This window comes from Seonamhaeicola sp. MEBiC01930, assembly GCF_045277075.1.
Taxonomy (GTDB): Bacteria; Bacteroidota; Bacteroidia; order Flavobacteriales; family Flavobacteriaceae; genus Seonamhaeicola.
In genome coordinates, this window is sequence record NZ_CP104270.1 from 2,001,578 (window position 1) to 2,025,489 (window position 23,912).

The window sequence follows — 23,912 nt, forward strand, 5'->3', positions numbered from 1 at the left end:
AGCTATGAAACGTATAATAATAAACATAATAGTATTCTTTTTTGTAGGAATAACCGTTTATGGTCAAGAACCCACATGGTCTGTAAACGAAAACGATTTTGAATATACCATGTCTTTTGTGGCCTTTTTAAATGTAGATGGAATAACATTAACTAGCACTAATGATAAAGTGGCGGCATTTGTAGGTGGTGAATGTAGAGGTGTTGCTAACCTAATTTATGTGTCTAATAAAGACCGTTATTATGCTTACATTAATGTTTTTTCAAACATTAATGGAGAAACATTGAGTTTTAAAGTTTATGACTCTACCAACGATAGGGTTGTAGATATAGCTAAAACAGTAAATTTTGAAATTAATGGGATTTATGGAGATTTGGGACAAGCCTTTAGTTTTGCGAGTCCCCTTTTAAATCATGAAGCAGAATTAATGAGTTTTAATTTTAAAGATGTTACTATTAGCAATAGTAATATACAAGATAATGCAATGACACTTTACGTTGATAATGGTATAAGTTTATCGACCTTAATTACCATTTTTGAGTTAAGCCCAGGTGCGCAAATGTTCACTGAAGGTCAAAAATTAATTTCAGATAGCAGCGTTTTAGACTTTACCAACCCAGTCATGGTTGAAGTGTTGTCAGAAGATGAATCGACACTTAACGAATGGGAAATAACCGTAAGTTATAATGCTGTAATTGGAAATTTAATTTTTTATAAAAAGGATGCCGTGTGTTATAGTGGTGGCGCTATTAAGGTGGTGTCTTCCGAAAATGGTAGTGAAGTACATTTGCTTAAAAATCAGGTAGTACAAGCTGTTCAAACCATAAGTAATGGCGAAGTTGTTTTTACCAGTTTAGGCGAAGGAGATTATTCCATTAAAGTGAACGGGTTTGAAAAACAGATAAATATTAATTTAAAAGAATAATGTTATGCAAACAAAATATTATTTTAAAATGATAGTAATCCTATGTATTGTTTTCGGGTGCTCAAAAAATGATGATGATCCTGTTCCACCACCCGTTACTGTGGAAAGTTTTGATCCCGTGTCTATTGAGTTTGTTCATGAAGACGGTACAAGTATATCATCAACTGATTGTATTACCCCAGATGAAGCTTATGCTATACAAATAACTACAACAAAAAATAGTAATGGAACTACAGATGTCTCAAAAATAGAATATACTATTAATGGTGCATTGCACAGTATGTCATTTTCAGAAGCAGGAACAAAAAGAAATCCTATTGTTTTGGTTGATGGTAATAATAAAGCAGAATTAACAATTACTGCAACTTCAGATGAGATATATTTTGTGTCTCAAGATGACTTTATTATGTTGAAATAGATTTTACTATAGAGTAATACAATTAAAGCCTTGATTAACTTAATTAATCAAGGCTTTTATAATACGTTTTTTATTAACTATATAGAAAATGGAAGGGTTACTCTGGTAGTACCCCAACCTAAATATAAGTTTCCTTGGGCAAAAGTAATTGAAAAGACTTCTAAAGATTCGCCAGAACTAACAGGGGCAGAAACTCTAAGAACGTCATTTTCTTCTTTATATGAATATGCGCCCCAAACATTAATATCTTTACTGATTATAATAATCCACTCTTTTTCACCAGGTATTGTAAATAACGAGTATTCACCTGCACTTAAAGGTTTTTCTCCAATTTTCACATCGTTATACAAGGTGATGGAAGCAGCTTCGTTTGCTCCAGTTCTCCATACCTCCCCGTTTTTTGCTAATGAAGAAACATCTCTTCCTTTTAATTGAGGTCTACTATAGACAACTTTTGCAATAGCTGGAGCGTTTCGAGATGTTCTGTAAAAAGTGGCGTCCATTGGGCTTTTGTCAAGACCTCTAAATTTTTGGGCATTCATGTTAGCCGAAACTAACATTACTAAGGCTAATACGAGAGTTGAAAGAATTGGTGATTTTTTCATGATAAGGTTTTTAGATTAAAATTAGTTTACTAGGTCTAATAGAAAGCATCTAACTTACCAATTTTAATGTTAAAGTTATTGTAAAAGTGGATGTTGAACTGTTAAAGCTTTAGGGGTGAAATTATGACTAAAGCTTGATGAATTTTTTTGAAATTCTTCCTAAGTTGTTGTGAAAGTCTATTATATAAGTTCCTTCAGATAGCTCCTTAACATCAAAAGCGTATTCTTTTTTTGTAGAATCCATTATAATTTCTCTGGTTAAACGTCTTAGAAGTTTACCTTGGATATCATAAAGGTTAATCAAAATATTATCTGCACCATTAAAATCAATGGTAAATCTTAAGGTATTCCTTATTGGGTTATTAGCTAAATTTATTGCGAGCGGATTCCCTTGGTAATTGTCCTCAAAATTCTGTGTACTTAATGATTCTGATGTAAATTTATAAATTGTTGTTCCAGACCCAAAAGCTGTACCCGAACTTAAAATAAATATTCTATTCAAGTTACTGCCTATATTTAGGTTTGTCCAAGATTGACCGCCATTAGTTGTCTCATAAAACCCAGTGTCATGTCCACCCATCCAACCGGTGTTTTCATTTATGAAACCTACAGCTTGAACACCACTTTCAGGAGCATCATAACTATTCCAGTTTAAACCGGCGTTACTAGATGAAATTAATTTACCAGGGTTTGGAGCTGAAGTGTATACCGCACCAAAGAGAACATCATTGTCACTGTCTAATACTTGAAGCTTCCATACATATTCACCAGAAATATTAGAATTATAAACCTCATTCCAAGTAGTTCCACCATCAATGGTTTTTAAAACAGTGGCACCAGTTGTGCTTTTGCCTGCAGCATAACCAATAAGTTCTGAAATAAACGTTACCTCCACTAAGGCTGTTGCATGTAATGACATATCAGTATAACTCCATGAAGAACCGCTGTCTGTAGATTTAATGATGTAAGCAGGTTCATTAAACGCCCCACAGCCATAAATTGTTGAGTTACCTATAGTAGCTAAACCGCAAATGGCACCTGGGCTTGGGGTTATGTTGTTAACAGCAACCCAATTATCACCACCATCAGATGTTTTAAAAAGACCATTTGGACTGTAAACAGTTCCTAAAAAGCCAATGTTTTCGTTTAAAAATTGAATGTTTCGAAAGTAAAAATCACCTGTTAAATCTGATTCATTGAGTTGTTCAGTCCAAGTTAGCCCGCCGTCTGTTGTTTTATAAACTGTTGCGAATGCACCATTAGCTGCCCAACCGGTGTTTTCGTTTAAAAAGAAAACGTCATCAAAACGTTGGCTACTACCATTTGGAGTAATATTTGGAACAGCTTGCCAATAATGTTGACCATGAGCAACCCAGCCAAAAATTAGGATAACAAGTTTTATTAATTTCATAATGTATAAACTTAGCTAAATTCAACAAAACTAAGTTTGGATTTGGTTATTTTCTTATGACTTTAACATTCATCTCTTCAACTTTTTTGTCTGATAATGTAGAAGGTGCTCCAAATAACAAATCCTCACTGGTTCCGGTTTTTGGGAAAGCCATAACCTCTCTAATAGATGCTTTCTTTTCAAGAATCATCATTAAACGATCTACACCCCAAGCAATACCACCATGTGGAGGTGCTCCGTAATGGAAGGCTTTATACATGGTTCCAACACTCTTCATCATTTCCTCTTTATTGTACCCCATGTTTTTGTAGGTGGCTTCTAAAATTTCTGGTTTATGAGCACGGACTGAACCACCGCCAATTTCATAACCGTTCAATATTAAATCATATTGTTGAGCTATGATTGAGCCAATTTCTTCCTCTTTACCATTAATATGTTTTACAATGTCATAGGTTGCTGGCATTGAGAATGGGTTGTGAGTGAATGTCCAATTACCATCATCTGTTTTTTCAAACATAGGGAAATCTACTACCCATGCAGGTCTTAATTCTTTTGGGTTAATTAATCTTAACATTTTACCCATTTCTTGACGCACAGCATCCAATGCTTTATTTGCAGTTGCATAATCAGAGGCAGAAAAGAATACAATATCTCCTATTTGAGCGTCTGCTGCTTTAATAATGTTGGCAGCAATATCTTCTCCTAAGAATTTAATGATTGGCGATTGTAAGTCATTTTCGTTTACGATGATATAAGCTAAACCACCTAATCCATGATCCTGAGCAATTCCTGTTAATTTTTCAATTTGCCCTTTAGACATTCGCTTGTTTCCTTGATCTTCAGCAGAAACCTTAATGCACTTTACAATACCGCCTTCATCAATTGGTTTGCTGAATACTTGAAAGGTAGTGTCTTTAACTATATCCGTAATGTCCTGCATTTCCAGGCCGAAACGTAAATCTGGTCGGTCACAGCCATATTTGTCCATGGCCTCCTTATAAGTTAAGACCTCAAATGGTTTTAAAACCCACTTCTTGCCATATACTTTTTTAACAATATCATTGAACATGTTGGTGTTCAAATCTATAATTTGTTGCATACTGGCGTACGCTACTTCAATATCTAATTGAGTGAATTCTGGTTGACGGTCACCACGAGAATCTTCGTCTCTAAAACAACGTGCTAATTGGAAATACTTTTCATAACCACTCACCATTAACATTTGTTTAAACTGCTGAGGTGCTTGTGGAAGCGTGTAAAACGAACCAGATTCTTTACGCGTAGGAACAATAAATTCCCTTGCCCCTTCATCGGTTCCTGCACTTAAAATAGGAGTTTCTATTTCTAAAAAATCTTGTTCATCTAAAATGTCACGCATCATTTTAATTACCCTATGGCGATTCTTAATTACACGATACACATCTTGATTTCTGTGGTCTAAAAACTTGTATTGGAAACGTGTGGTTTCATTTGTTTTTGTGGCACGTTTTATTTCAAAAGGTAATGTTTTTGATAGATTCAGAATTTCTAATTCCGAAGTTTCCATTTCAATTGTACCTGTTCTTAAACTTGGGTTAAAATCATCTTCCTTACGTTTTACAATTTCACCTGTTACCATAATTACAGATTCTGGTTTTAACTTAACCAACTCATCTAAATTAGGAAACGATTCTCTACTTAATCTCACCTGGAAAATCTCGTTACTTGAATCTCGTAAATCAATAAACATTAATTCACCATGATCACGAACACTAGATACCCAACCCGCTAAAGTTACTTTTTCTGAAATGGAATTTTCAGATAAATCTGTAGCTATATGAGTTCTGTACTCCTCCTTAATAACCATTGGGATTTCGGGTAATACCTCTTCTTCCGTTTCCTTGTTAGCTTTGGTGTCAGTTGTTTCAACAGTTGAAACTATATCTTTAGATTTTGAAACTACTGGAGCAACTGTAGCCAAGGCATTCAATATACCCTGGCGAATCACTTTTCCTGAAGCGCCTTTTCCTATAATACCAATTACTTTACCAACTAGAATACCTGCCTTACCTTGGTTCCCTGCTTTAATGTCGTTTGCAATAGCTTCATTTTCGGTGATCACTTTTGCAATAGCATTCTCAATCTTTTCTTTTGAAATAGTGTTGTCTTCAAAATACTTGTTGTAGTCAAAAGTTCTATCTTTTAAATAAGAAGTGATAGCATTTTGAACTAAAACTGATGTGATTTTTTCCTCTTTGAAGAGTTTGAAAATATCAATTAAATGATCAATTCTATAAATGTCTGAATAATCATCTGCACCAATGTTGTTTACTAATGTTTTAGCAACAAAAGACGGATCGTTAATTACATTATTTATAGCAATAAAAGTTTCAGAACGTAATGAATCTGCTGTAAAGAATTTTGCGTCTTGAGGTAAAACACCACCTTTAATCAATATGCGCTCTACTGCATAAGGAAGGGTGCTAGTATCTACGTCAATAGACTCTACAACTTCTTTAATGTTTACAAATGGTAAATCTGGTTCAGAGATGAAACGATAATCTGCTTCAAACTCCTTTTTACGCATGGTTTTTGTTTGCTTTAAATCGGCATCAAACAAAACGGTTGTTTGGTCTGGTCTAAAATCTTTGTGTTCTATGTAGTAGTTAAGTTGTTTTTCAACTTCTTCAATTAGAGCTTCGGTGATAAACTTAAATGAATTAAGGTTTTTAATCTCTGTACGTGGATTTAAGTTGTAACTACGTTTTTTTCTAAGCGAAACCGATACATCGGATTTAAACTCTCCTTTTTCAAGGTTGGCTCCAGATATTTTTAAGTTTTGAACAATACGCTGAAGGTATTGTGCGTATGTTGAAGCGTCTTCAATATGATGAATACAAGGCTCTGTAACAATCTCAATTAAAGGTACTCCGGCCTTGTTGAAGTCCACCAAAGACACAGTTTTCTCGTGCATTAATTTAGCAGCGTCTTCCTCAATATGAACCTGGGTAAGGTTAACCGTGAATTCACTTCCATCATTTCTAAAACAAGAAACTTGTCCGTCCGGAATAACAGGGTTGTGAAACTGTGTTATCTGAATGTTTTTTGGGTTATCAGGGTATTCATAATGTTTTCTGTCCCATGAAATAACATCGTTACTAAATGTAGACTTCACGGCCTTTCCAAAGTAAATAGCTTTTGTGATAGCCTCTTTGTTTACAGCTGGCAGAACGCCCATTTGCCCCGTACAAACCGAACAGATGTTCTCATTAGGAGTTTCTATCTCTTGATTAGGACAAGAGCAGAATAGTTTGGTTTTTGTATTTAATCGGATGTGTGTTTCCAACCCGATAACCAATTCTAATTCGTGGGCTTTAAGCGCCTCGTTTAATTGCTCTAATTCCATTATATCGTGTCTTTTAAGAAGTTAGCAAACTTCAAAACAAGTTCGTCGTTGTCTTTTGCGGCTGTAATTTGTAAGCCAGTTTCGGTTCCTTGCGGTACGGTAAGTGTTGGTAATTGCCCCAAACTAAATCCTACGGTGTAAGCATCCGATAAATACATAGCCAGTGGATCTTTTAAACTGTCTCCAATTTTAGGAGGAGACATTGGTGTTACAGGAGAAATGATAATATCAACTTCGTTAAAGTCATCTTCAAAATTTTGAGATATCTGATCTCTTAACGATAAACCTTTAAGGTAAATCTCATCACTAAAACCTTGAGATAATACTTGGTTTCCGCCAACAATTCTTCGCTTTGTTTCTACTGAAAAATTCTCAGAACGCGTAACTGAATACGTTTCTTTTAAATTTTCAGACTCTATTCTGTTTCCATAGTTTGTGCCATCTAACCTTGATAGGTTAGAAGCAGTTTCGGCCATTGCTAAAGTATAATATGTAGAAACAAGGGTGTCAGATTTAAAGAAGTCTAATTCTTTTACTTCAATTCCTTTAGCTTTGATTTTTTCAATAGCACTAAAAAAATCAGCTTTAATTTTTTCGTCAATAGCTTCGCTTTCAACAAAGTTTTTAAAGTATCCAACAGATTTAATAGAACCGTTTGAAAAAATAGATTCTTCGGTAATAGCTTCCGATGTATAAGTGGTTTGATCTTTTACGTCTCTACCGCTCATGGTATTTAAAACAATACGAATATCTTCAATGGTCTTTGCGATAGGTCCTACACAATCTGTAGATGACGCATAAGCCATCAATCCGTATCTTGAAATACGTCCGTAAGTTGGTTTTAACCCATAAACATTGTTGTAGCCAGCAGGTTGACGTACAGAACCACCAGTATCACCACCTATTGAAAATGTGGTGTAATCTTTTGCAACATTAACTGCAGAACCACCACTGGAACCACCACCAACAAGTTCTGGATTAATAGCATTTTTTACTGCTCCAAAAATAGTATTCTCACTAGATGAACCATGTCCAAAACTATCACAGTTTTCTTTTACCAATGGAATGGCACCAGCATCTAATAGTTTTTGAATAGCTGTTGCCGTATAAGCCGATTTATAATTTTTTAATAAATCAGAACTAGCGGTGGTATAAGTTCCTTGAACCATATAAACATCTTTAATACCAAAAGGAATGCCTTCCAAAAGGTTAATAGATTCACCGTTGGCAATTTTTTGGTCTACTTTTTTAGCTGATGCCAAAGCAGAGTCCTCTAATAAACTATTAACTGTATTGTTAGTGTTTTGTTTAAGGGCTTCTAATTTTTCTTTAACTAGATCTAAGCAAGAAATTTCTTTGCTTACTAGTTTTTTATGTAGTGTGCGAATTTGAGATTCCATAACTATTCTTCTATAACTTTAGAAACTACTAAAAATCCATTTTTTTCTTTAGGGAAATTCTCTTTTATAATTTGCTTTTCAATAGTAGGGCTTTCAATCACAACATCTTCTCTTAAATCATTAACAGACACTGCATTATTATTGTTGTTAGTATTAAGGGAATTATTAGTAGTATGTGCGTTTTTAATCACATCAAATAATTGGCTTACCGCTTCGGAGGGTTGAGCACCTTTAATACTGGACAATACGTCGACTGTCATAATTTTACTCATGGTCTTAATTTTTAATTAAAAAAAGCCTTCCGTTATTGGAAGGCTTTTAAATATTTTTAAACAATAACCTTCCAATCCTAGGCAATAGGATTATTGAAATTATTATTGTTGTTGTTATTTCTCATTTTAAGAGTTCAAATATATAGAGAATTATCGAACAAAATGTGTTTTTTTTGAGGATGCCTTTTGAATTATCAAATTAATAAAAATATAGGTTCTAATTTGTAAGTTATCTAACGTTTATGTGTTTTATTTGATATGATTAGTGTAATGTGAAAACTCTTAGGTGGTTTTAGGTTAGTTTTGTTGGTTCTACTAAATAAAAAAACGGTTTTCCGTAATTAATTTAAGGTAAAATAAGAACGAATAATCCATTTTGATGATTTATGATTTTTAAAAATTGAAAATTTATATCAAAATCAATTTTAAGGTTGTTTTAAGGTGATTTAAGAGACTTTTGTCTAATTAACAATTGTTGATAATTTTTAAATAAACTCATTTAAATGCTTAAAAAAAGTGTCTTTATTTCTTATCTTTGTTAATAGGAGAATGATGCTTTTGCATCATTTTTTTATGAGTAATACTTAAATATAAATTAAATAAAAAATATATGAGCGAAGAAGCTAAAAAGCACAATTATTCTGCTGATAGTATTCAGGCATTAGAGGGGATGGAGCATGTACGTATGCGTCCTTCAATGTATATTGGTGATGTTGGGGTGAGAGGTTTGCACCATTTAGTGTATGAGGTAGTTGATAATTCTATTGATGAGGCTCTTGCTGGACATTGTGATAATATAACGGTAACCATAAATGAAGATAACTCTATTACCACAGAGGATGACGGTAGAGGTATTCCGGTTGGGTTGCACAAAAAAGAAGGTGTTTCTGCGTTAGAGGTTGTAATGACGAAAATTGGTGCTGGAGGTAAATTCGATAAAGATTCTTATAAAGTTTCGGGTGGTTTGCATGGTGTAGGTGTAAGTTGTGTTAATGCACTTTCTGAAAGTTTAAAAGCTAGTGTTCATAGAGAAGGGAAAATTTGGGAACAAGAATATGAACGCGGTAAAGCATTGTACCCTGTAAAAACCGTAGGTGATTCTGATAAAAATGGTACCATTGTAACTTTTAAGCCAGATTCTACTATTTTCACCCAAACCTTAGAATATAATTATGATACGCTGGCTAGTAGATTACGTGAGTTGGCATTCTTAAATAAAGGAATTACGGTTCATTTAATTGATAAACGTCATAAAAAGGAAGATGGAGAATATGAAGGAGAAACGTTTCATTCTGATGAAGGTTTAACAGAGTTTGTTAAGTATTTAGATGCTACAAGAGAGCCTTTGATGAAAGATGTTATTTCTTTTGAGGGAGAAAAAAATGGTGTACCCGTTGAAGTAGCTATGGTTTATAATACCTCTTATGCTGAGAATTTACATTCTTATGTAAATAATATTAATACACATGAAGGTGGAACGCATTTGTCAGGTTTTCGTCGTGGCTTAACACATACGCTTAAAAAGTATGCTGACGGCTCAGGAATGTTGGATAAATTAAAATTTGATATTTCCGGTGATGATTTCCGTGAAGGTTTAACCGCCATTATTTCTGTAAAAGTTGCAGAGCCTCAATTTGAAGGACAAACAAAAACAAAATTAGGAAATAGAGAAGTATCTGCATCAGTAAGTCAGGCAGTGTCAGAGATGCTGACCGATTATTTAGAAGAACATCCAGATGATGCTAAAATTATTGTTCAAAAAGTTATTTTGGCTGCTCAGGCGCGTCATGCGGCTCAAAAAGCCCGTGAAATGGTACAGCGTAAAACGGTAATGAGTATTGGTGGTTTACCTGGTAAACTATCTGATTGTTCTGAGCAAGATCCTGCTAAATGCGAAGTATTTCTTGTAGAGGGAGATTCTGCAGGTGGAACTGCTAAACAAGGGCGTGATAGAGCTTTTCAGGCTATTCTACCGTTGCGTGGAAAAATATTGAATGTTGAAAAAGCTATGCAACATAAAGTGTTTGAAAATGAAGAAATAAAAAATATTTTTACAGCACTTGGAGTAACCATTGGAACTGAAGAAGATAGTAAAGCATTAAACCTTTCAAAATTACGTTATCATAAAATTGTAATTATGTGTGATGCCGATATTGATGGAAGTCATATTGCTACTTTAATTTTAACTTTCTTCTTTAGGTATATGAAAGAGTTAATAGAAAACGGGCATATATATATTGCAACACCGCCTTTATATTTGGTTAAAAAAGGTGCTAAAAAGCAGTATGCTTGGAATGATGCTGAGCGTGATGAGATAATGGGTAATTTTGGAGATGGTTCTAAAATACAACGTTATAAAGGTTTAGGGGAAATGAATGCTGAACAACTTTGGGATACTACCATGAATCCGGAATTTAGAACAATGCGTCAGGTTCAAATTGAAAATGGAACTGAGGCAGACCGAATTTTTTCTATGCTAATGGGTGATGAAGTACCACCGCGTAGAGATTTTATAGAGAAGAATGCTATTTATGCTAATATTGATGCGTAAATAATAATTAAATAACACAAATAAAAACCTCATAGTTGTTACTATGAGGTTTTTTATTTAGTAAGATTTTTTATTTGTTTAGTCCTCCTGTTTAATGTTTAAATAGAATCAACGTTCTCCTTGGTTACAATTGTCATTGGAGATGGATAAATAGGATTAGGAGGTTTATTCAATAGTAAATAATCGCTAAGCAGTTTAATTCCATTGTAGCCTTGCATGTATGGATTCTGACAAATTAGAAAATCAATAAAATCTTTCTTTAAAAACTCAATATTTTTTTTGTTAGTGTCATAACCAACCAGTTTTATATTTTTAAACTGAGAGACTTCTAAATATTCAGCAATTAAAAATGAATTACTTGAAGGAACAAAAATGCCATCAAACATTTTATCTCTAAAGAGTTCATCTAAAACACCATTAATTATCTTTGGTTTTTGGAAATTGGGAATTACAATATCTTTAATTTTTATTGAAGACTTTTTATCTTGAAAAAAGGCCTTGAATCCATTAATTCTATCATTAATAGATGAATAATTGCCCTTATTCAATCTAAAAACGGGAATCAAAACCTCACCGTTATTAGAAATCATAATACTCATAAGTTTAGCCGCCAAATAACCACTTTTAAAAGAATCTTGACCAATAAATGAAAGGGCGTTGAAACCTTTTATTTCAGTATTAATAAATACGTATGGTGTCTCTTTTTGATCAAGAAGTTTTGCTAGTTTATCTGTTTCTTTTTGAAAAACGGGAGCAATTAAAACCGCATCAAAATCGTCATTAGTTAGTTTAAGAAAAGCTTCTTTATATGAATGAGAATCAAATTGATTGAACATGAAAAAACTAGCAGAAATTCTAAAGTTCTTAATTTCATCTGTAGCTTTTTCTATGCCCTTTTTGGGTTCAGACCAAAATTCATTTTTCGCTCCAGCTTCAGGTATTAAAACAGCTATTTTGTAATTTTTGTTTAAAGCTAAGGTGCTAGCAATAGTGTTAATTTTAAAATTATGCTCTTTTATAATTTTTTTAATGTGAGATTTTGTTTTTTCTGAAACTCCAGGTCTGTTATGAATAACCCTGTCTACTGTACCAGTTGATACATTTGCTTTTATTGCTATGTCCTTTATTGTAGTCAAAATAATTATGTAGTAAGGTTACTATAAATTCTATTATCACATTTGGCCCAATGAATTATGGCTTAAATGTGCTGTAAACAAAACTAACAAACAATTTTATTTTTTTAAGATTAATTAAATATTACTTAAATGAATAAATTAATTTTTCATTTTAATAGTTGGATTTGACTTTAACATTGGGGTAGTAAGAACAACCAAAAAAAATATTTATAATCGATAAAAGGCAAAAAAAAACGATAAAAAGATAATTTTTGCAGAAAAATCACTATGTTTGTTATTCCAAATCTATTATGAAAAAAATGAAAAAGACAATTTTATTTATGTTATTGTGTTTTGCTACACAATTATCAAAGGCTCAAGAACTTGAAAGTATTTTATTAGCAGCAAGAGATGATGCTAACAAATTAACTGAAGCTTATATTAGTCCTGCCATGACTGGATTAATATATGGTATGAATAGTGGTTGGTATCATACTGCTAAAGTTCATAAGAAGCTTGGTTTTGATTTTACTTTAGGTTTAAATGCATCTGTAGTTCCTACAAAGGATGAAATATTTACACTTACAGGATTAGAATCAGTTGTTGGAGGCTCAGTTACATCTCCTACTATAGCAGGTTCAGGTGATGGCGCTATATTTGATATTTCAGCTGATGTTGAATATCAAGGGAATTCACAAACTGTAACTGCCGAATTAGAAATGCCATCAGGAATACAAGATGATTTGCCATTAAGCGCAGTTCCAACACCAGCTGTACAATTAAGCGTTGGTCTTCCTTTTAAATTTGATGCCATGTTAAGATTAGTTCCAGAAGTTGGAGGAGATGATGTTAAGGGAAATCTATTTGGTATTGGACTTAAAAAAGAAATAACTGGGATTTTTGGTCCTTTAGATAAGTTGCCTTTGCATGTTTCATTATTAGCAGCTTACACCAACATGGATGTTAGCTATGCCATGGATGGAGATGTGATTGCTGGAAGCAACCAAATGGCAGAATTTAACTTAAGTTCATTTACGGCCCAAGCTATTGCATCACTAAATTTTCCAATAATAAATGTATATGGAGGTGTAGGTTATAGTGGTGGTAATTCCACTTTAAAAATGCTTGGAACGTATAATTTAGAGTATACAGTTGAAGGAGGTCCGCTTGATGGTCAACAGGCAGTAGTGCCAGTTACCGATCCAATTGATATGAGCTTTAATGCAGGAGGGTTTAGAGCAACTCTAGGAGCTAGGTTAAGTCTTGGATTCTTCAAGATTTTTGGAGACTATACTATTCAAGAGTATAATACAGTATCGGCAGGAATTGCATTTAGTTTTAGATAAAATAAATACGTAGTTATTGAATACTTCGTAAAAAATATGTTTTAATTTTAGTTAGTTACTATTTAATTTTTTGTTTTAAGGAAGTACAAGATTTATTCTTGTACTTTTTTTATTTAGAGCATTTTAATTCTTAATTTTGCTTGGTTTCAATTGAAAAAATGGAGTCGTTAATATAATTTATTCTAAAATTTAACTAAAAATAAAAACATGAAAGTAACAGTTGTAGGAGCAGGGGCAGTAGGTGCAAGTTGTGCAGAGTATATTGCTATAAAAGATTTTGCTTCAGAAGTAGTTTTATTAGACATTAAAGAAGGGTATGCTGAAGGTAAAGCAATGGATTTAATGCAAACGGCATCATTAAATGGATTTGATACTAAAATTACAGGTGTAACAAATGATTACAGTAAAACTGCAGGTAGTGATATTTGTGTTATTACTTCGGGTATTCCGCGTAAACCAGGAATGACTCGTGAAGAATTGATTGGTATTAATGCAGGAATTGTAAAAACCGTATCATCTAGTTTAATTGAGAATTCTCCAAATACTATTATTATAGTAGTGAGTAACCCTATGGATACTATGACTTATTTAGTACACCAATCAACAGATTTACCAAAGAATAGAATTATTGGTATGGGTGGTGCTTTAGATTCTGCTAGATTTAAGTATAGATTAGCAGAAGCTTTAGAAGCTCCTATAAGTGATGTGGACGGAATGGTAATTGGTGGTCATAGTGATACCGGTATGGTACCATTAACAAGTCATGCTACAAGAAATAGCATTAAAGTTTCTGAGTTTTTAAGTGAAGAAAGATTAGAGCAGGTTGCTGCCGATACTAAAGTAGGTGGTGCAACATTAACTAAGTTACTAGGTACTTCTGCATGGTATGCTCCAGGAGCAGCTGTTAGTGCTTTAGTTCAAGCTATTGCTTGTGACCAGAAGAAAATTTTCCCTTGTTCAACATTATTAGATGGTGAGTATGGATTAGAAGATATTTGCATTGGTGTTCCAGTTGTTTTAGGAAGAAATGGTATAGAAGAAATAGTTAATATTCCTTTAAGTGATGCTGAGAAAGCGCACATGCAAGCTAGTGCAGAGGGTGTTAGAAAAACTAACGGATTGTTATAGGTTTAGTATTCAAAACCTTAAAATAGATATTTATATAAAGACTGTAGCAATACAGTCTTTATTTTTTTATATTTGGCGCATGAACGCAAAATGGTACTTTAGTACATTAATAATAGCATTAACACTACTTGGTGTATGCCAAAAACAAGATCCTGTACCTAATCAGGAAATTGTTATGGAATTTGTTGATGTTCAAACTACTGAAGACGACGTTCAAAATGCTATTGCAGATGTGAAAGAAACACTGCAAAATGTTGGTGCAACACACATTGAAGTTCAAGAAGCGGATAATGGAACCTTGAAATTTACTTATCACAGTAATGTTAAGGCTGCTAACATAAAAGAAATCCTTTCAAAAGATAATCATTTAGTTTTTGGTTATGCATCAAACAATCAAAATTCAAATGATTCACATTCTTCAGATGAACCATCTAATTACAATCTTGATGTTTATGAGATTAAGAAAAGTACAGAATCATCAAGTTTAGGAGGTAAATATGTATTAGAAATAAAATATGATTATGATAGGTTTACAAACCCTAATGTATATTTCCCATTAGAAAATGTAGGCATTAATAAATCAGATCATTTAATAAAAATTGCTTTTAAAGCCAATAGAAATATTGCCATAGCAATAGATAATACTTCGCATAAAGAACCAGAAGTTAGGGCTGGACCTATTGTTAGTATCTCCGTATAGGTGTTTAATGTACACCTTCCAATCTATCATTTAAAATAATAAGGCGTTTTTATAAACGCTTTCAAATCAATTATAAACTATAAATAATTGTCAAATTTTACGATAAAATTTTACATTTGCTCGTTTTTAAAATTTGACCATAAATAACAATAGAATGCAAAACAAAGGATTAGTAAAATTGTTTGCTTTATTATTCGGACTGGTAAGTATTTACCAATTATCGTTTACGTTTAAAGCAAATCAAATTGAAAGTAATGCAGAAGAGCAAGCCATTGCGAAAATTGCAGAAACTGATGAAGATTACCGTGCAAAGCGCAGTTTAGACGAAGCTAGCTATTTAGAATCTATAGCTACAGATACCGTGTTTGATATACTTGTTTCTAAGTATACTTATAACGATGTTAAGTCGAAAGCAATGAATTTAGGACTTGATTTAAAAGGAGGTATTAATGTTATTCTTCAAGTATCTGTAAAAGATATATTAAAAGGATTAGCTAATAATACAAGTGATCCAGTTTTTAACCAGGCTTTAGATAATGCTTCTGAAGTTCAAAAGAATAGCCAAAACACGTATTTAGAAGATTTCTTTATTGAATTTGATAAAATTAAAGGTGATACAAAATTGGCATCACCTGATATATTTTATACTAAAGATTTAGATGGTGAGATTGATGGAAGTATGACTGATGAAGAAGTTCAGACAGTTATTCAAACAAAAATTGATGAGTCTGTAGTATCAGCTTTTGAAGTATTACGTAAACGTATTGATGGTTTAGGGGTTACCTCTCCTAATATCCAACGTTTAGGAAATTCTGGTAGAATTTTAATTGAACTGCCAGGAGCAAAAGATATTGAAAGAGCAGAACGTACTTTTACAACCATGGCTCAGTTACAGTTTTGGGATGCATACAAAGGTGAGCAATTCTTTCAATTTTTAGCACAAGCTAATGAGGTGTTAAAACCGTTGGTAAATGAAGTAGAAGTAGTTGCTGAAAATGCTGGGACAAGTGATTCTGAAGAAGCAGATGCACAAGATGCTGTTGAAGATTTATTAGGAGCTGCTACTACTGATTCTACTGAAGTGGCAACAGCAGTAAACCCTTTATTAGATTTAATTAGAGGACCTGGATACCAAGGGGGACCAGTTATTGCGCAGTTTGAGCTTAAGGATAAAGAAACTGTTCTTGAATACTTAAACAAAAAGGAAGTAAGAGCTTTACTGCCTGTTCAACAACGTTATGCTAAGTTTGCATTCGGGAAGCCAAAAAAGAATTCAGAGTTCGTAGATTTATATGCGTTAATAGGTAATAGAGAGGACATTCCTGAATTAAGTGGTGCCGTTGTTACAGATGCACGTGTTAATTTTGGGCCAACTGGTAAGCCCGAAGTATCTATGCAAATGAATGCCAAAGGGGCAAAAATTTGGGAAGATATGACAGGTAAAGCCTTTAACCAAGGTAGTCAAATAGCTATTGTTTTAGATAATATTGTTTATTCTGCACCTGGTGTTACTACGGGGCCTATTGCAGGAGGAAACTCTTCTATATCAGGAGACTTTTCATTAGGTGAAGCTGATGAATTGGCAAATGTATTACGTGCTGGTAAATTACCAGCTACAGCAGATATCATTTCTAGTGAAGTTGTAGGACCTTCTTTAGGTCAAGAGGCTATTGATAGTGGAACAATGTCTTTTATCATTGCTTTAATAGTAGTGTTATTATGGATGATTTTCTACTACGGTAAAGCAGGAGGTTTTGCAGATGTAGCCATGTTATTAAACATACTGTTAATTTTCGGTATTTTGTCTGGTCTGGGAGCGGTGTTAACATTACCTGGTATTGCTGGTATAGTTTTAACAATTGGTATGTCGGTTGATGCTAACGTGCTTATTTTTGAGCGTATTAGAGAAGAGTTGGCAAAAGGTAAAGGACAAAAAGAATCTATTAAAGATGGATTTAGTAATGCCCTTTCTTCAATTTTAGATGCCAACATCACAACTGGATTAACAGCATTAATCTTATTTATATTTGGTACAGGTCCAATAAAAGGATTTGCTACTACTTTATTAATAGGTATTGGTACTTCTTTATTTACTGCTATTTTTATTACTAGATTGTTAATTGATTGGTATGCTAATAAAGGCGGTATCTTAAACTTCTCTACAGCAATTACTAAGAACCTATTTAGAAATATTAATATTGAATTTTTAAAGAAACGTAAAGTAGCCTTTATAGTTTCTGGAGCTATTATAGCTTTAAGTTTGGGGTCCTTATTTACTAATGGTTTAGATGAGGGTGTAGATTTTGTTGGTGGTAGAACCTATTTGGTCCGTTTTGCTAATGATACCAGTGCATCAGAAATAACCAGTGCTTTATCTCAACCAGATGTATTTGGAAGTGCAGATGCCAAAACATTTGGTGCAGCTAATCAATTAAAAGTTACCACTAAATACAAAGTAAACGAAAGTGGTATTGAGATTGATGAAGAAATAAAAGAAAAGCTATTTGGTGGTTTACAACCTTATTTAGAAGGCGTAAGCTATGAGCAATTTATTGACCTTAGCGATGAGAACAAACAAGTTGGGTTAATGGAATTTTATAAAGTGAGTCCAACCATTGCGGATGATATTAAACAAGCATCAGTTTGGGCAGTATTAGGGTCTTTAATTGTAGTGTTTCTTTATATTTTAATTCGTTTTAAACGTTGGCAATACTCTTTAGGTGCTGTAGCAGCTGTGTTTCATGATGTATTAATAGTGCTAGGTATATTCTCATTAACTTATAAGTTTATGCCATTTAATATGGAAATAAATCAAGCATTTATTGCCGCAGTGTTAACCGTAATTGGATATTCATTAAATGATACCGTGGTAGTATTTGATAGAATTCGTGAGTTCTTCAATGAACATACAAGCTGGAATTTTGATAGAGTAGTAAACTCATCTTTAAGCAGTACATTAAGTAGAACATTAAATACTTCTTTAACTACATTAGTAGTATTATTGGCAATTTTTATTTTTGGTGGTGACTCTATTAGAGGGTTTATGTTTGCATTAATAGTAGGTGTAATTGTAGGTACCTACTCATCGTTATTTATTGCAACGCCAATTATGTATGGTACAGTACAGAAGTTAGAAGATAAAAAAAAGAAAGACTAATTAACTAACTATTTTTCTTTAAAGCCTATCAACTATAGTTGATAGGCTTTTTATTTTTTAGAGACGGTGAGCCCTTTAAAGAGTAACTCCATTCCCCATTTCATAAGTTCAATGGATTGTTTATTGTTTAAACCACAAACATCCTTTGCTACTATTAGAGGTTCTATTCCCATTAGAATCGTAAAGAGGTTTGAAAGATTTTCTCTTTCATTATTAGAAAAATTAGTTTCCTCAAGTACAATCTTTAGTGCTTTTTTTCTTCTGGCGCCTCTTTTGGGTGTAGAAGTATTAGTGTCTAAAACAGTACTAATATATTTTCTAAATAAATTTTCGTAATCTATAGCAAGTGTATTGAAGTAGTTTTGTATTTCAAGAACTTTACCTTCTAAGTTAGCGCTATCTAGTTCTTGACATATTGTTTCTGGACTTTTAGTGCTTATGTCTAGTCCTGCTTCTGCAGCTAGTACATCAACATTTGAAAAGTACCTATAAACCGTGGCTCTTGATATTCCTGTTCTTTTTGCAATGTCTTCTAAGTTAAATTCCAACCCCTTTCTCAGAAAATATTGCGCACCATCAAGAATTTTACTCCTAGTTTCTAGTTTTTGATTTGTCCTTCCGGTACTAACATATTTTTTATTCATGAGACAAATATCTCATAAAATTTGGAAAGAAAAAAATTTACTCTTATGTTTGTGAGACAAAAATCTCATAAGATGAATGCAAATAATACAAAATGGGTGCTTGGTCACAAGGTTACACCTCACGAAACTTCGGGCGATTATGATTTAATGGTAGCGGAAACGCCACCTAAAGTTCAAGGTCCACCACCACATTTACATAATGCTTTTAAAGAATCATTTTTAATTATTGAAGGTGAAATGGAGTTTTTTGTAAATGGTAAAACTAGGGTGGTAAAGGCGGGTGAATCAGTTGATATTCCCCCAAAAACATTACACACCTTTGGAAATACAAGTGATAAGCCATGTAAATGGATTAATATTCATAGTCCTAAAGGATTCAGAACTTTTTTTGAACAAATGGGTATTCCAGAATCAGAAGAGAATGCCATTGAAAAATCTGTAGCTCCAGAGATTATAAATAAAGTTATGGCAACTGCAATGGAGTATGATATGATTATTAATGTCTAGATTAAGTTAAAAAGACTTGTTTTTCTATTCCTACAAGATGTAAATCAAATGGTTTTATTGAAAAATATTTTAGGATGTACTTTTGTTATTCTTCACAATTTTCACAATCCTATTAATAATTATCTCCGATAAATTCCATTCGTATCCATTAAAATCTGTGGTGTTTATAAATTGTACAACAACCGTATCAATATCTTTGTGGTATTCTGCAAGGCTTTGATAACCAATAACCAAGCCTCCATGTTCATATACGTAAGGATAGATTTCCTTTTCACCTTCTTCAAATACCGAACCATCATTAATGGCACGTAAAAAATCACCCACGTCTTCTGCGGTGGCTAACATTCCGTATTCATTAGCTTTGAAATCTTTGTCATAGCCCACATAGTATCCGCTCATAACATCGTCTAAATCGACTTCGGTAATTGAAAAAAAAGTATTTTTTAATTCCAGGGGTACCAAAATTTTCTCCTTAATGTACTCATTGTGATTATATCCCAATACAGAATCCATAATTCTGCGAAGCAATAAATAGTTAGTATTTGAATATTCATAACCTTTATCAGGTTTGAAACTGGCAGGTAAATCAAGGGCAAATTCAAGTGCTTTACTACCATTTTCCTGTTCATTTTCCCAATAAGCTGGATTATCAGTAAAATTTGGAATGCCACTTCGGTGTTCAACCATCATTCTCAAGGTTATTTTGTCTGCATATTCAATTCTTCCAATAAGTTCTGGAAAGTATGTAAGCAGTGTTTCATCTAATGATAAACGCTTTTCTTTGACCATCTTGGTGATGGCAACAGCAGTATACAACTTGCTAATACTGGCTATTTTGAATAATGATTTGTGGTCTGCAGGTATTTTGTTTTCTCGGTCTTTCCAACCACCAGTGTAAAATGCTGGTGATTTTTCACCTTCATCAACATATACAATCATGCCATCAAACCCGTGGGCAATGGCCTCATCTACCTGTTCCTGAACATTATTAGGCAATGGTAATATCCAAGCCCATACTAAAATCCATGGAACATAAAATAATGAGATTACGGTTCCTGTAAGCAATACTATTCTAAATATATTTTTTTTCATAATAAAATTTGCTTTGAGAAGAATGATTTAAAGATTCATATCTCTTACAAAACTCAATTAATATTTAAAAACTAAAAATCTTTTAATGCTGTATTGTTTAAAATTACGGATGAGTTGTAAAAATATTTCAAAAAGGGTTACCATAGTTTTGTACTGGCAATTACTTATACACTTCGTAAGATAATGTGTTTATTATAAATTTTCTTTAATCGCTTTTCTCCAAAAATAAATACCAAAAACAGAAGTTACTATTGCCAACATAATTCCATTTTCTCCAAGCCAGTGTTCTGCTCCTTTGGTTGTTATTGTTAGAGGTGGTAAGATTTTTTGAATATACACATTACTTACTGCGTGAAAAATTACTGCAGGAAATAAACTTTTAGATTTAAAAGTATAGTAACTCATGATAAATGACATAGAAATAATAACTGTAAAAAATGTAATAAACTCTAATAACACATTATTACTATAATAAACAAGCAAGGGCCAATGCCAAGTAGCCCATATAAATCCGCTAAAAATTGACACACTAGTAAATGAAAGTACTTTTCTCAATTCATGTATAAAGAAACCTCTCCATCCAATTTCTTCTCCTAAAGTGGTTGCGGATGCTCTAATAACTTCTACTGTACCTAATAAAGTAATGCCTATTATTGTTATAGCTGTTGGGTTTAGTGTGCCTATTCCAAACAAACCAAGGTCTTTTCCCCAATCTAATATTGTTTCTGAATTCGCTATACTTCCAAACCCAAAAGTCCAAATTAGAACATAAGTCACTATAGTATAAGCGGCAGGTATAAAATAAGATAACCTGATGTATTTCCAACTTCCCCAATTCCAGTTTATAGATGAAATTTTGCGCCCTTTAATTTTTAAGGTTATAAATGCGGCTATGGCAGGACACCACATTATGGCTCCAACATATATTCTTGAAGGATATAAATTTACAATGGCATAATGGAAAGGAGAAGTAATAACTGTAACGATTGTAATAAATAGAAAGATTGTTTTCCACGTTTCTCTTCTTTCTGCTAATTTTTCTAACACTAGGTATCAATAATTGGTTTGTTTATCAAAGACGAAGAGAATATGGTTTTGTTACAAACCGTCTTTTGAATTTAAATATAATTAGTTGCGTTATTAAGTAACTAATATAGCATGTATAAACTGCAAAGAATTTCTTGAAGGATTTTTGTGATAAGATGAGTACGGGTAATTGATTCTGCAGTTTAGGAATGTCGTTTTTTATTTATCCCAATTATCAACTAACTTCTCATTCATTTGAGCATTTTCTTGTTCATAAGTTTCCATTAAATCATATTTATATGTTGGCACTTTCTCAATATTAAGCTCATTCATTATTTTAGAAGTTGGTATTGTTGTTCTTCCTTTTTTGATTGTGTTTTTGACAATGCATGCAGCTACAATTTTACCTTTTCTTTCAATTTTTTGCTCAACATAAATCCACTTTTCGTCAACATATGAAATTCTAGTATATATTTGAGCTTTTTGAAATAATTTTAATGGTCTATAAAATTGAATACTGATAGCCTGACTTGGGAAAAACATTTATTTTTTATTGCTACTTTGAAAAAGTTAGATCTAACCATTAAATCTAAACGTCCTGTTTCTAAAACAGTCATTATAGCAGCATGATTCATAACTGAAACATCTATATCAGTAATCCAAACTCTGAAGGTTTTAATAACTGTTTCAGTACCATTGAGTTTTTTCTTAAACTTTGCGCTTAACATAGCCAATATAAGTCTAATCCATCTCATTCAATTAGTTTTAATTACTTATTGCGGCTAGTTATGGTTTGTTACTCTAAAATTTAATAGGATTTACCGCCGTAAAACAAACTTAGCGAAAAGGAAGGGATTTTTCGGAATAAAATTCCTAAGCCATAAATTATTTGGGGTGTTGGCAAATGACTTTTCTACTTAATTTCTATAACTTGGTTATATTCTAATAATGCTTTTAAAAATAATTCGTTAAATGCATCATTTGAATATGGGTTTTGACTTGTTACTAGATTTCGGTCTTTAATGGAAAAGTTAGCTTTTGGAAACCCGTTTCTATATTTTAATCCTAATTTTTTTAGTGTTTTTGCTATTTTCCTGCTTTTTGGTTTACCTTTCATAATAAACTTTTCTATCACAAATTCTTCTAATGGGGAAACAGAGTTTATTTTATAGCCTACATAAGGGTTTTCTTCTTTAGGAATAGTTGAAATTAATATTGGGGCATGACAGATAAGACCAGTTGGTTTTTGATTCTTTGCAAAGTGTTTCAATAAAATTGGAATATGTTCATCATGCAGCAAGTCTATCATCAGTCCTTGCCCACCAGGAATTATTAATCCTAGATATTGATCACGAGTTGCAATAGCTTTTTCAAGAGTCATTGGTGTATGGAATTCAACATTTGCCTTAATAAACTTTAGTGCTTCTTTTTTAGTTTCTAGTTTATTTTTCCAATATGTATCGTTTTTACTTTCTTTGTCTATTGTAGCTTTAATCCCTGATGGAGTTGCGAATTTAACTTTATATCCTGCTTCCGTTACAGATTTATATGCGAGATAAAACTCGTTTAAAAAAACACCTGTTTGACGTAGTTTGGTGTTATTATTCAAAGCCAAGGTGTCTTCTGCACTCATGACAAATAAAATGGTTTTCTCTTGAGAATAAGAAATGGCTATTAATAATAAGGTTGTTATTATTAGAATTAAATGTTTCATAAATATTTGTTTTTATAGAATTACGTAGATTTAATAGAGCTCATATAAACCCAAATAATAAAAAGGATTTGTAAAGGAATTCTAAACCATAAATAAAAAAGTCCATTTCCGTCATAAGTGCCTTTTTGATAGTTTATCGATTTAATCGATGCATTAATATTTGCGGATAAAAGGAGTATGAAAAATAGAATTAATAACCACGCCGTAATAGTTCTTAATGGTGGTATATGAAGCGCAAATGCTCCTAAGATTTCAATGATAGCCGTAAAATAGACCATTTCTTTTTTAAATGGAATAAATTCCGGAACCATCATAACCATTCCATTTGTAAACATAAAGTGTCCCAATGCAGTAAATAAAAGCATAACAGACATTCCAATGCGTGCAGAAAGGGCAATGTTATATGTGCCTTGTTTAAATTTTAAAGTAAATAATGTAATTGTAAATATTACAAGTAGTACAATAAGTGGTTTCATCTTTTTGTTTTTTTGACAAATGTCAGAAGATGAACTTATG

At 32.7% G+C, this 23,912-nt stretch carries 21 protein-coding genes; 8 read left to right on the forward strand and 13 right to left on the reverse strand.

The genetic code is table 11. The annotated features are described in order from the left end of the window. The first annotated feature begins 4 nt into the window (after positions 1-4). Together N1F78_RS08730 and N1F78_RS08735 are read left to right on the forward strand one after the other, a co-directional pair. A complete protein-coding gene (locus N1F78_RS08730) occupies positions 5-925 on the forward strand; it encodes a hypothetical protein (RefSeq protein WP_406682778.1) in 921 nt (306 codons plus the stop codon). A 28-nt stretch (positions 926-953) separates the two neighbouring features. Next, positions 954-1,343 (forward strand): hypothetical protein, encoded by a 390-nt coding sequence (locus N1F78_RS08735; protein ID WP_406682779.1) that lies wholly within the window; start codon positions 954-956, stop codon positions 1,341-1,343. Between the two features lie 77 nt (positions 1,344-1,420). Here N1F78_RS08735 and N1F78_RS08740 read toward each other — a convergent pair whose 3' ends face one another. From N1F78_RS08740 to N1F78_RS08760, 5 genes are all read right to left on the reverse strand, one after another. After that, entirely contained in the window at positions 1,421-1,948 is a 528-nt protein-coding gene (locus N1F78_RS08740) for a DUF2911 domain-containing protein (RefSeq protein ID WP_406682780.1), read from the reverse strand. A gap of 127 nt (positions 1,949-2,075) precedes the next feature. After that, a complete protein-coding gene (locus N1F78_RS08745; RefSeq protein ID WP_406682781.1) occupies positions 2,076-3,359 on the reverse strand; it encodes a YCF48-related protein in 1,284 nt (427 codons plus the stop codon). A 46-nt stretch (positions 3,360-3,405) separates the two neighbouring features. After that, positions 3,406-6,744, reverse strand: coding sequence for a bifunctional amidotransferase subunit GatB/aspartate--tRNA ligase AspS (gatB/aspS, locus tag N1F78_RS08750; protein ID WP_406682782.1), 3,339 nt, complete (start codon positions 6,742-6,744; stop codon positions 3,406-3,408). Beyond that, positions 6,744-8,144 carry an amidase family protein gene (locus N1F78_RS08755; RefSeq protein ID WP_406682783.1) on the reverse strand — a complete coding sequence of 467 codons (1,401 nt, stop codon included), beginning with the start codon at positions 8,142-8,144 and terminating at the stop codon, positions 6,744-6,746. Before N1F78_RS08755 ends, gatB/aspS begins: the two co-directional genes overlap by 1 nt. Before the next feature lie 2 nt (positions 8,145-8,146). Further along, positions 8,147-8,416 (reverse strand): hypothetical protein, encoded by a 270-nt coding sequence (locus tag N1F78_RS08760; RefSeq protein ID WP_406682784.1) that lies wholly within the window; start codon positions 8,414-8,416, stop codon positions 8,147-8,149. Positions 8,417-9,026: 610 nt separating this feature from the next. On the opposite strand from N1F78_RS08760, the gene gyrB reads away from it, so the two are divergent. Then, complete coding sequence (gene gyrB, locus N1F78_RS08765) at positions 9,027-10,967, forward strand: DNA topoisomerase (ATP-hydrolyzing) subunit B (RefSeq protein WP_406682785.1); 1,941 nt, start codon at positions 9,027-9,029, stop codon at positions 10,965-10,967. Between the two features lie 98 nt (positions 10,968-11,065). On the opposite strand, the gene N1F78_RS08770 is transcribed toward gyrB, so the two are convergent. Next, positions 11,066-12,103 (reverse strand): substrate-binding domain-containing protein, encoded by a 1,038-nt coding sequence (locus N1F78_RS08770; RefSeq protein ID WP_406682786.1) that lies wholly within the window; start codon positions 12,101-12,103, stop codon positions 11,066-11,068. A gap of 299 nt (positions 12,104-12,402) precedes the next feature. Between N1F78_RS08770 and N1F78_RS08775 the strand changes: the two genes are divergently transcribed. The 4 genes from N1F78_RS08775 to secDF all read left to right on the forward strand — a co-directional run bounded on the left by N1F78_RS08775 (position 12,403) and on the right by secDF (position 18,413). Continuing rightward, positions 12,403-13,428 carry a DUF6588 family protein gene (locus N1F78_RS08775; protein WP_406682787.1) on the forward strand — a complete coding sequence of 342 codons (1,026 nt, stop codon included), beginning with the start codon at positions 12,403-12,405 and terminating at the stop codon, positions 13,426-13,428. Between the two features lie 207 nt (positions 13,429-13,635). Continuing rightward, the gene (gene mdh / locus N1F78_RS08780; RefSeq protein ID WP_406682788.1) at positions 13,636-14,556 is read left to right on the forward strand and encodes a malate dehydrogenase; all 921 of its coding nucleotides are present in this window, start codon (positions 13,636-13,638) and stop codon (positions 14,554-14,556) included. A gap of 79 nt (positions 14,557-14,635) precedes the next feature. Next, on the forward strand, positions 14,636-15,256 hold the full coding sequence (locus N1F78_RS08785; protein ID WP_406682789.1) for a hypothetical protein: 621 nt from the start codon (positions 14,636-14,638) through the stop codon (positions 15,254-15,256). A gap of 154 nt (positions 15,257-15,410) precedes the next feature. Beyond that, a complete protein-coding gene (secDF, locus tag N1F78_RS08790; RefSeq protein ID WP_406682790.1) occupies positions 15,411-18,413 on the forward strand; it encodes a protein translocase subunit SecDF in 3,003 nt (1,000 codons plus the stop codon). Positions 18,414-18,463: 50 nt separating this feature from the next. Here secDF and N1F78_RS08795 read toward each other — a convergent pair whose 3' ends face one another. Next, entirely contained in the window at positions 18,464-19,057 is a 594-nt protein-coding gene (locus tag N1F78_RS08795; RefSeq protein WP_406682791.1) for a TetR/AcrR family transcriptional regulator, read from the reverse strand. Positions 19,058-19,129: 72 nt separating this feature from the next. Here N1F78_RS08795 and N1F78_RS08800 point away from each other — a divergent pair, with 72 nt between their 5' ends. Further along, positions 19,130-19,564, forward strand: coding sequence for a cupin domain-containing protein (locus N1F78_RS08800; protein ID WP_406682792.1), 435 nt, complete (start codon positions 19,130-19,132; stop codon positions 19,562-19,564). A gap of 69 nt (positions 19,565-19,633) precedes the next feature. Here the strand turns inward: N1F78_RS08800 and N1F78_RS08805 are convergent, their stop codons facing one another. From N1F78_RS08805 to N1F78_RS08830, 6 genes are all read right to left on the reverse strand, one after another. Beyond that, a complete protein-coding gene (locus N1F78_RS08805) occupies positions 19,634-20,656 on the reverse strand; it encodes a serine hydrolase domain-containing protein (protein ID WP_406682793.1) in 1,023 nt (340 codons plus the stop codon). Between the two features lie 192 nt (positions 20,657-20,848). After that, entirely contained in the window at positions 20,849-21,703 is an 855-nt protein-coding gene (locus N1F78_RS08810; protein WP_406682794.1) for a CPBP family intramembrane glutamic endopeptidase, read from the reverse strand. 198 nt (positions 21,704-21,901) lie between these two features. Continuing rightward, positions 21,902-22,225, reverse strand: coding sequence for a thioesterase family protein (locus tag N1F78_RS08815; RefSeq protein ID WP_406682795.1), 324 nt, complete (start codon positions 22,223-22,225; stop codon positions 21,902-21,904). After that, positions 22,177-22,437 carry a hypothetical protein gene (locus tag N1F78_RS08820; protein WP_406682796.1) on the reverse strand — a complete coding sequence of 87 codons (261 nt, stop codon included), beginning with the start codon at positions 22,435-22,437 and terminating at the stop codon, positions 22,177-22,179. The genes N1F78_RS08815 and N1F78_RS08820 overlap by 49 nt, the downstream gene beginning before the upstream one ends. A gap of 158 nt (positions 22,438-22,595) precedes the next feature. Next, a complete protein-coding gene (locus N1F78_RS08825) occupies positions 22,596-23,396 on the reverse strand; it encodes a DJ-1/PfpI family protein (RefSeq protein WP_406682797.1) in 801 nt (266 codons plus the stop codon). Positions 23,397-23,416: 20 nt separating this feature from the next. After that, positions 23,417-23,872 carry a hypothetical protein gene (locus N1F78_RS08830; RefSeq protein WP_406682798.1) on the reverse strand — a complete coding sequence of 152 codons (456 nt, stop codon included), beginning with the start codon at positions 23,870-23,872 and terminating at the stop codon, positions 23,417-23,419. Positions 23,873-23,912 lie beyond the last annotated feature (40 nt).